We start from the raw sequence: 7,288 nt of genomic DNA, 5'->3' as shown, positions 1-7,288 counted from the left end.
CCCCTTCCGCGGGCCCCCCCCCCCCCCCCCGGCCGCCCCCCCCCCCGGCGCCCCCGCCCCCCCCCCCCCCCCCCCCCCCCCCCCCGGGGCCCCGCGGGGGGGGGGGGGGCCCCCCCCCGGGCCGGGGAAGCCGTGCGAGGGGAAGTGCCGCCGGACGCTTCCCCTCCGGGGAGGAGAGACGGCGATTACTTCAGGTGGAGCTGCTGACCCGGGAAGATCAGGTCCGCTTCCTTGACGATGTCGTCGTTCAGCTTGAAGAGCTTGCTCCAGCCGCCCTTGACACCTTCCTTGTCGGCGATCTTGCTCAGGGTGTCGCCGGCCTTGACCTTGTACTCGCCGTCGCCCTTCTGGACCTTCTCGCCGGTCGGGGTGGTGACGGTCTTCTTGCTCTCGGCCTTGGGGGCCTCGCGCTGCTCGCTGCGCGTGGTGGGCTGCTCGGCCTGGCGCTCGGGCTGCGCCTGCTCGGGCTTGCTCTCGGACTGGCCGGAGCCGCCGGGGTTCACGCCCGGGTCCACACCGTCGTTGGTGAGGCCGCCGGCGCCGGCGCAGGCCCAGGCGCCCGGACCCTGCAGGTCGAGGAGCTTCTCGGCGGTGGCGATCTGCTGGTCCTTGGAGGCCAGATCGGCGCGCGAGGCGTACTGCGTACCGCCGGCGGCGGCCCAGCTGGACTGCGAGAACTGCAGTCCGCCGTAGTAGCCGTTGCCGGTGTTGATGGACCAGTTGCCGCCGGACTCGCACTGGGCGACGGCGTCCCAGGTCTCGACGGAGGCGGCGGAGGCGTTGGTCGCGCCCATCAGCGGGACGGCGACGGCGGCACCGGCGACACCCGCGAGGGTGGCGATACGGGTGACCTTGGACGGGCGGCGGTGCTTGCCCTTGCTGTTCAGCAGCATGGAAAGAATCTCCTCACCGACGCCTGCGAGGTGAGCTGTCGGGTTCGGGCTGATGAGTTGCCCGGCCGTGCGTCCTTGCGCACGACTTCACCCCTAGCCGTTCCCGTACGTCCCCTCTCGGAGGGGCCGTGCGGACCCGGCGGCTTACCTGGTTCCCCCGCTCCTGCCTACGGCGCTTACGCGTCTGTTCCCTTCGACCGACGGCAGGATTCGGCGTGACGGTCGACGGGGCCCGCGGTGCGAGCGGCTTAGACCGTAAACACAGGCAACCCCGACATTCAAAGATGGACATAGGGGGCAATCGGCCCGAACTCACGGCGGCCGGGGGGCCGTTTCCGCAGGTCGGGGGTGATGCGTGCGAATGAGCCGGAAGAGGCGCGTGAGTTGAAGCAAAGAGACCCATGTCTCACTTACGCAAAGTGGACATAGGCCTCTTAACTGCCTCTGTTTTCGGGGCTTTTTCCCGAATTGGTTCAGTTGGCGGCGGGCGCCTGGGCGGGCTCCTCGGCAGCCTCTTCGGCGCCTTCGGGCTCAGCCTGGCCGGCGGCCCGGTCCAGCCCCAGATCCAGGTTCTGGCCGGGCAGGATCAGGTCCGGGTCGGAGCCCAGGAGGTCCTTGTTGGCCTCGTAGAGACCGGTCCAGCCGTCAGGAAGCTCCTGGGCGTCGGCGATCGCCCAGAGGTTGTCGCCGGGCTGGACCTCGTACGCGCCGGCGTTCGCCGCGCCGCCGTCCCGGGCGTCGCCGTCGCGCGAGGCGTGCCGGCCGGATCCGCGCGGGCCGTCCTCCTTGCCCGCCTCGGCCTCCTCGGGCGCGGGGGTGCCGCGGTGCTTGCCGCCCTTGCCCTTCGGGTCGTCGGGGGCGGTGGAGGGGTCGGTGGCGTCGGGGGCCTCGGAGGAGGGCGGAGTGGAAGGCGTCACCGAGGAGTCGGGGGGTTCGCCGCCCTTCTCCGCGTCAGCACGGTCACCCTTGTCCGCAGGGTCACCCTTCTCACGTTTGTCGCTCTCGTCACCCTTGCCGGATTCATCCGCTTCGTCGGGAGCATCCGCTTCGTCGGTCGGGTCGGCGGACGGGTCGGGGGACGGCGAGGTGCCCGGGTCGACGCCCGGCAGGCTGCCGTCCACCGCAAGGCCGGAGATCACCGCACAGCTGGGCCACGCCTTCGGACCCTGGTCGTCCAGGACCTTCTCGGCGACGGAGATCTGCTGCGAGCGGCTGGCGAGGTCGGCGCGGGGTGCGAACGCCGTGCCGCCGTAAGCCGACCAGGTCTCCTGCGAGAACTGGAGCCCGCCGTAGTAGCCGTTGCCGAGGTCGGCGCTCCACATACCGCCGCTCTCGCACTCCGCGACCCGGTCCCAGGTGGAGGCCTCGGCGGCGTGTGCGCCGGTCGCGCCGAGCAGCGGGATGGCGATGGCCGATCCCGTCACGCCCGCGGCGACGACGATGGCGGGTGCCTGGCGAGGGCGGCGGTGTCTGCCGTTCGCGGAGCCCATGGGTATGCCTTCCGTGCGACTGACAAGCGAGTGACCTGAGCGTCGCGCAGCGGGGTTCCATGCGGATTCCATGCCTGCGGCGGCGCACCAGTGACGCGTGAGCAAGGTGCGACCGACGCGTCGAACCGTGAACCTAGCGGGACTCGAACGTGTGTCACAAGTCGATGCAGCGCAGATCACGTGAAAGTCACAGAGTTGACAGCGTGTCACTTTTTTCGGAACGGCTTCCCGGTGCGAACTCGACCGGAAGGGTGCGCAGTCCGCGCATGATGAGCCCGCCGCGCCAGCGCAAATCGTCAGGTTCTTCCGCAAGTCGCAGGTCAGGGAGGCGTCTCAGGAGCGTGGCCAGCGCGGTCGGCCCCTCCAGGCGGGCCGGATCAGCTCCACGGTGGCGTCACGCCATGTCGCAAGCTTCACCGGCCCGCCGAGCGGAGCTGTCCCCGATCCGGTGATCAGCAGCGCGCTCTCCACATCGGCAGCAGGGAATACGCACCAGGCACGGACGGGTCGTCCTCGAGATCTCAACGCCATGCCAGTGGCCCCTGTCCGTACAAGCGCCCGATACCGTCGCCAGGTGAACGACACCCCGACTCCGGAACTCTTCTCCTGGGAGTTCGCGACCGATCCTTATCCCGCGTACGGCTGGCTGCGGGAGCACGCGCCCGTGCACCGGACGGAACTGCCGTCCGGAGTGGAAGCGTGGCTCGTGACCCGCTACGCCGACGCGCGGCAGGCACTCGCCGACGCACGGCTCTCCAAGAACCCCGAGCACCACGCGGGCGACGCCCAGGGCCGTGCCAAGACCGGTATCCCGGGGGAGCGAAGCGCGGGCCTCATGACGCACCTGCTCAACATCGACCCGCCGGACCACACCAGGCTGCGCCGACTCGTCTCCAAGGCGTTCACCCCTCGCAGGACCGCGCTCTTCGCCCCACGGGTCCAGGAACTGGCAGACAGCCTCATCGACGCCTTCGCGGAGAAAGGGGAAGCCGACCTCATCCACGAATTCGCCTTCCCGCTCCCCATCTACGCGATCTGCGACCTGCTCGGTGTGCCCCGCGAGGATCAGGACGACTTCCGTGACTGGGCCGGGATGATGATCCGGCACGGCGGCGGACCGCGCGGCGGCGTCGCCCGCTCCGTGAAGAAGATCCGCGCCTATCTCTCCGAGCTGATTCACAAGAAGCGCGCGGACCCGGGCGACGACCTGATCTCGGACCTGATCCGGGCGAGTGACCACGGTGAGCACCTCACCGAGAACGAGGCCGCCGCCATGGCGTTCGTGATCCTGTTCGCGGGTTTCGAAACGACCATCAATCTGATCGGCAACAGCGCCCACGCGTTCTTCCGCGACCCCGTTCAGCGAACTGTTTTCCAGGACGCGGTGGAGCGGGGCGACGGCTCCCTCATCGACAGCGCCGTCGAGGAACTGCTGCGTTTCGACGGCCCGGTGGAGATCGCGACATGGCGGTACGCCACCGAGGGGCTCGAAATCGGAGGACAGCCGATCCGGAAGGGCGACCCCGTCCTCGTGGTCCTCGCGGCGGCGGACCGTGACCCCGAGAGGTTCAGGAGCCCCGACACCCTCGACCTGACCCGCCGGGACAACCAGCACCTGGGATACGGGCACGGTATCCACTACTGCCTCGGTGCACCCCTCGCACGGCTGGAGGGACGTACCGCCCTGGAGACGCTGTTCCGCCGTCTGCCGGACCTGCGACTCTCGGTGGACCCGGCCGATCTGCGGTGGCGTGGCGGCCTGATCATGCGGGGTCTGCGCACCCTCCCGGTCGAGTTCACACCGGAAGCATCAACCAGGGCTTTGCCGTCCGATGACTCGCCTCATTAAGGTGACCCGACCCGGGGGGATCGCGGTGGAGATGAGCCGGACAGAGGCCGTTGCCCTCGTGCAACGGATCATGGATGCGGACCACAGCTCCGAAGAAGAGGTGGATGGCTGGTTGGGCATGCTCGACAGAGCCCTGTCATGTCCGACCGGCCACGTCAGCGACTTGATCTTCTGGCCTCCGGAGCAGGAACTCTCGGCTGCTGAAGTGGTCGAGCAAGCCCTGTCCTATCGGCCTGTCTCTCTGTGAGGACGAAGCTCAGCTCCGGAGCCAGGTGGTCAGCGCCGCCGCGGTGGCCGTGCCGAGGTAGGCGTAACCGACTTTGCCGTGCCGGGCGGCGACCGCGGAGGTCAGAATGACGGATCATCACGATGAGTGGCGGCTTCTCAGCGGCAGCATCCTCGTCGGAACGATTGTCGTTGGTGAGTTTCTCCTGCACATCGATCAGGAGCGTGCTTGGTTCCGCTGGGACCGGTAGGCAACCAACGCCCGGAGTTCCAGGCGACGGGCAGGGCGTGGAGGGTCGAAAGCTCCGGGTGGCGGACGTGAAGCAGCCGCGCCCCTTACCGGGCGTCCGGTGCCCCCTCCGCCGCCAGGATCGCGTCCCGGTACGCCCGGGCCGCCGCGCGGAGGGCCGCCTCCGGGTCGGTGCCGTTCGCCTCGGCGGCCACGGCGAGGGCGAGGAGGTCGTAGCCGATGGAGTCGCCGGTGGGGTTTCCCGTCGGGAGGGGGACGTCGAGGGCGGCTGCGCGGACCCGGCCGCCGAGCTTCGCGGCGAGGGCCAGGCCGGGCTGGCCGAGGGGGACGCCCTCGGTGACCGACGTGCGCTGCTTCTCGATCGCCTTGGTGCGGAGCCAGTGCGCGTGGACGTCCTCCGGGGTCTCCGCGGTCTCGTCGCCGAAGACGTGCGGGTGGCGGTGGATCAGCTTCTCGACCAAGCCGCCCGCCACGTCGTCGATGGCGAAGGGCTCCTCGGGGTCCTCCTCCGCGATGCGGGCGTGGAAGACGACCTGGAGCAGGACGTCGCCCAGCTCCTCGCGGAGTTCGTCCCGGTCGCCGTCCTCGATCGCCTCGACCAGTTCGTACGCCTCCTCGATGGCGTACTTGGCGAGGCCCTCGTGCGTCTTCTGCGAGGTCCACGGGCAGACGCGGCGGATCCGGTCCATGACCTGGACCAGGTCCAGGAGGCGGGCGCCGGGGAGGTCGTACGAGCCGGGGAGCAGTTCCAGGTCCGGCATCCGCATCCGGCCGGAGCCGCCGAGGCGGGCCAGGCCGTCGGTGAGGGGGGCGTTGCCCTCGCCGCCGGTCAGGACCACCACCGTCCGGCCGCCCGCGCAGTCCGCGACCAGTTCGTCCGCGGAGGGCGTGGCGAGTTCGACGCGTACGCCCGCCTCCCGGAGGTAGGGCAGTTGCGGCTGGTCCGGGTCCGAGCACAGGACGCGGTCGGCGGCGTGCAGGGTCTGCCAGGCCGGCCAGGACAGCAGGCCCGGCGCGACCCGGTGGCTGGCGGTGAGCAGGACGATGCGGCCGGGGTCGGCGGGGGTCTCGACGGAGGTGTCGGGGGCTTCGGCGTTCACCCTGTGAACCTACCCCCGGCCCCGCGAGCGGCCCACGGGCCGCCCTGCGCGGGACGGGCGGTCAGGCGTCCGTCGGCTGCTCGGGGGTGAACTCCGTGCGCTGGGTGATCCAGGGCGCGCTGTAGTTGCCGAGCTGCATCTTCTGGTCGTCCCAGGTGCCGAAGCGCGGGTTGACGTCGATGTCGAGGGACTTCGACGCCTTGGTGAGGGCCTCGCCGACGACCTGCTGCCCGGCGGGCGTGCCCAGGTCCGCGCCGAGTGCCCGGGCCAGCTTCGGGAGCTGGACCTCCTGGCGCATGTCGGCGTCGATCTGGTCCGGGGCGACCCAGCGCTGCTGGAGCATCATCGCCTCGAACTGCTCCTCGCCGCCCTGTTGGGCGCGGCTGGCCTGCCGCATCTCCTGGATCTCCTTGCGGGTGACCGTGACCCCCGCGTCGTCGGCGGCACGGTCGAGGATCCGGCCGAAGATCAGCCCGTGCAGCTTGGCGCGGTTGAGCTGGCCCGACTTGTTGACCAGCTGGGCCGCCTGCGGGGAGCTCTCCTGGGCGGTGCGGACCTCCGCGGCCCGCTCCTGGACCGCCGACACCTCGATCCGCTCGCCGCCCACGACGGCCGCGGCACCGGGGTGGGCCTGGTTGCCGCAGGCCGACAGGAGCGGCGCGGCGACGAGCGTTGCGGCGAGGACGGCGAGCGCGGTGCGACGACGGCGGTGCAAAGGAGCCTCCCGGGGAGAGTTTGTGCATCGGTGCACAAAGCCTTGCGGTGATCGATGTTAGGCAGTGGATGTGGCCTGTGCCACTGATTCGACCAACGATTCGGGAGGAGTTGGGGATGTGGTCCGGCCTGGGCGGTGCTTCGGGGGCGGTCCGGAGGTGCGCTCAGCCGCCGCGGACGTCCCGCTGGTGGCTGAACAGGCGACGCAGATCCATGGGCAGCGGGTGGTGCGGCCCGTAGGTGCGCTCGGCGTCGTACAGCAGCGCCTGGAGCTGGGCCCGGCCCGCGGTGTGGTCGCCGACCGCCAGGAGCAGCTGTCCGATGCGGTGCCGGATGTCGAGCGCGCGGCCGGGGTCGGAGGTGATCGGCCCGTACGCGTTCTCGTAGTACGGGAGGACCGCGCGGTACTCGACCAGGGCGGCCCCGGCCTCGCCGAGCTGTTCCAGGCACTGGGCCGCGTCGTAGCGGAACTGAAGGGCCTGGGCGTCGGCCGGTCCCGCCTCGGCGGTGCGGTCCTCGGCGAGGCGGCGCAGCTCGGGCAGGGCGCGGCGGTACTGCCCGTCGTCCATGAGCGTCGCCGCGTACTGCTTGCGCAGGATGCGGACGACCGGTGAGTGCTCGCCGTGCTCGGCCGCGGCGGCCGGGAGGGTGGCGCCGAGGACGTCCACGGCCTGGGTGATCCGGCCCTCGCCGAGCAGCTTCTTCACCTCGTCCACGGCTCGTGCGACGTCCGGCCGGACGGGCGGCGGGGTGGTGGGGCGTGCGGG

6 protein-coding genes, 2 pseudogenes and 1 riboswitch are annotated in these 7,288 nt (G+C 70.9%); of the genes and pseudogenes, 2 read left to right on the top strand and 6 right to left on the bottom strand.

Translation table 11 applies throughout. The annotated features are described in order from the left end of the window. Positions 1–185: 185 nt before the first annotated feature. From JS521_RS17570 to JS521_RS36700, 3 genes and pseudogenes are all read right to left on the bottom strand, one after another. Entirely contained in the window at positions 186–893 is a 708-nt protein-coding gene (locus tag JS521_RS17570) for a transglycosylase family protein (RefSeq protein ID WP_205083919.1), read from the bottom strand. 5 nt (positions 894–898) lie between these two features. After that, positions 899–1,078, bottom strand: a riboswitch (cyclic di-AMP (ydaO/yuaA leader). A 288-nt stretch (positions 1,079–1,366) separates the two neighbouring features. Continuing rightward, positions 1,367–2,383: a transglycosylase family protein gene (locus tag JS521_RS17565; RefSeq protein WP_205083918.1), complete on the bottom strand. Its 1,017-nt coding sequence runs from the start codon at positions 2,381–2,383 to the stop codon at positions 1,367–1,369. Between the two features lie 187 nt (positions 2,384–2,570). Beyond that, a pseudogene (locus JS521_RS36700) lies at positions 2,571–2,768 on the bottom strand (cytochrome P450); the annotation flags it as partial. Between the two features lie 144 nt (positions 2,769–2,912). Here JS521_RS36700 and JS521_RS17560 point away from each other — a divergent pair. Further along, the gene (locus JS521_RS17560; RefSeq protein ID WP_205083917.1) at positions 2,913–4,232 is read left to right on the top strand and encodes a cytochrome P450 family protein; all 1,320 of its coding nucleotides are present in this window, start codon (positions 2,913–2,915) and stop codon (positions 4,230–4,232) included. A gap of 31 nt (positions 4,233–4,263) precedes the next feature. After that, positions 4,264–4,479, top strand: a complete 216-nt coding sequence (locus tag JS521_RS17555; RefSeq protein WP_205083916.1) for a bacteriocin immunity protein — start codon at positions 4,264–4,266, stop codon at positions 4,477–4,479. 314 nt (positions 4,480–4,793) lie between these two features. On the opposite strand, the gene JS521_RS17550 is transcribed toward JS521_RS17555, so the two are convergent. From JS521_RS17550 to JS521_RS17540, 3 genes and pseudogenes are all read right to left on the bottom strand, one after another. Continuing rightward, positions 4,794–5,807: a nucleoside triphosphate pyrophosphohydrolase gene (locus tag JS521_RS17550; RefSeq protein WP_205083915.1), complete on the bottom strand. Its 1,014-nt coding sequence runs from the start codon at positions 5,805–5,807 to the stop codon at positions 4,794–4,796. 61 nt (positions 5,808–5,868) lie between these two features. After that, positions 5,869–6,522, bottom strand: a complete 654-nt coding sequence (locus JS521_RS17545) for a SurA N-terminal domain-containing protein (RefSeq protein ID WP_205083914.1) — start codon at positions 6,520–6,522, stop codon at positions 5,869–5,871. A 163-nt stretch (positions 6,523–6,685) separates the two neighbouring features. Then, positions 6,686–7,288, bottom strand: a pseudogene (locus JS521_RS17540) (serine/threonine protein kinase); the annotation flags it as partial.

The sequence above is a fragment of the Streptomyces durocortorensis genome (assembly GCF_016901035.1).
Classification (GTDB): domain Bacteria; phylum Actinomycetota; class Actinomycetes; order Streptomycetales; family Streptomycetaceae; genus Streptomyces; species Streptomyces durocortorensis.
This window is presented reverse-complemented; position numbering and strand designations above follow the sequence as displayed.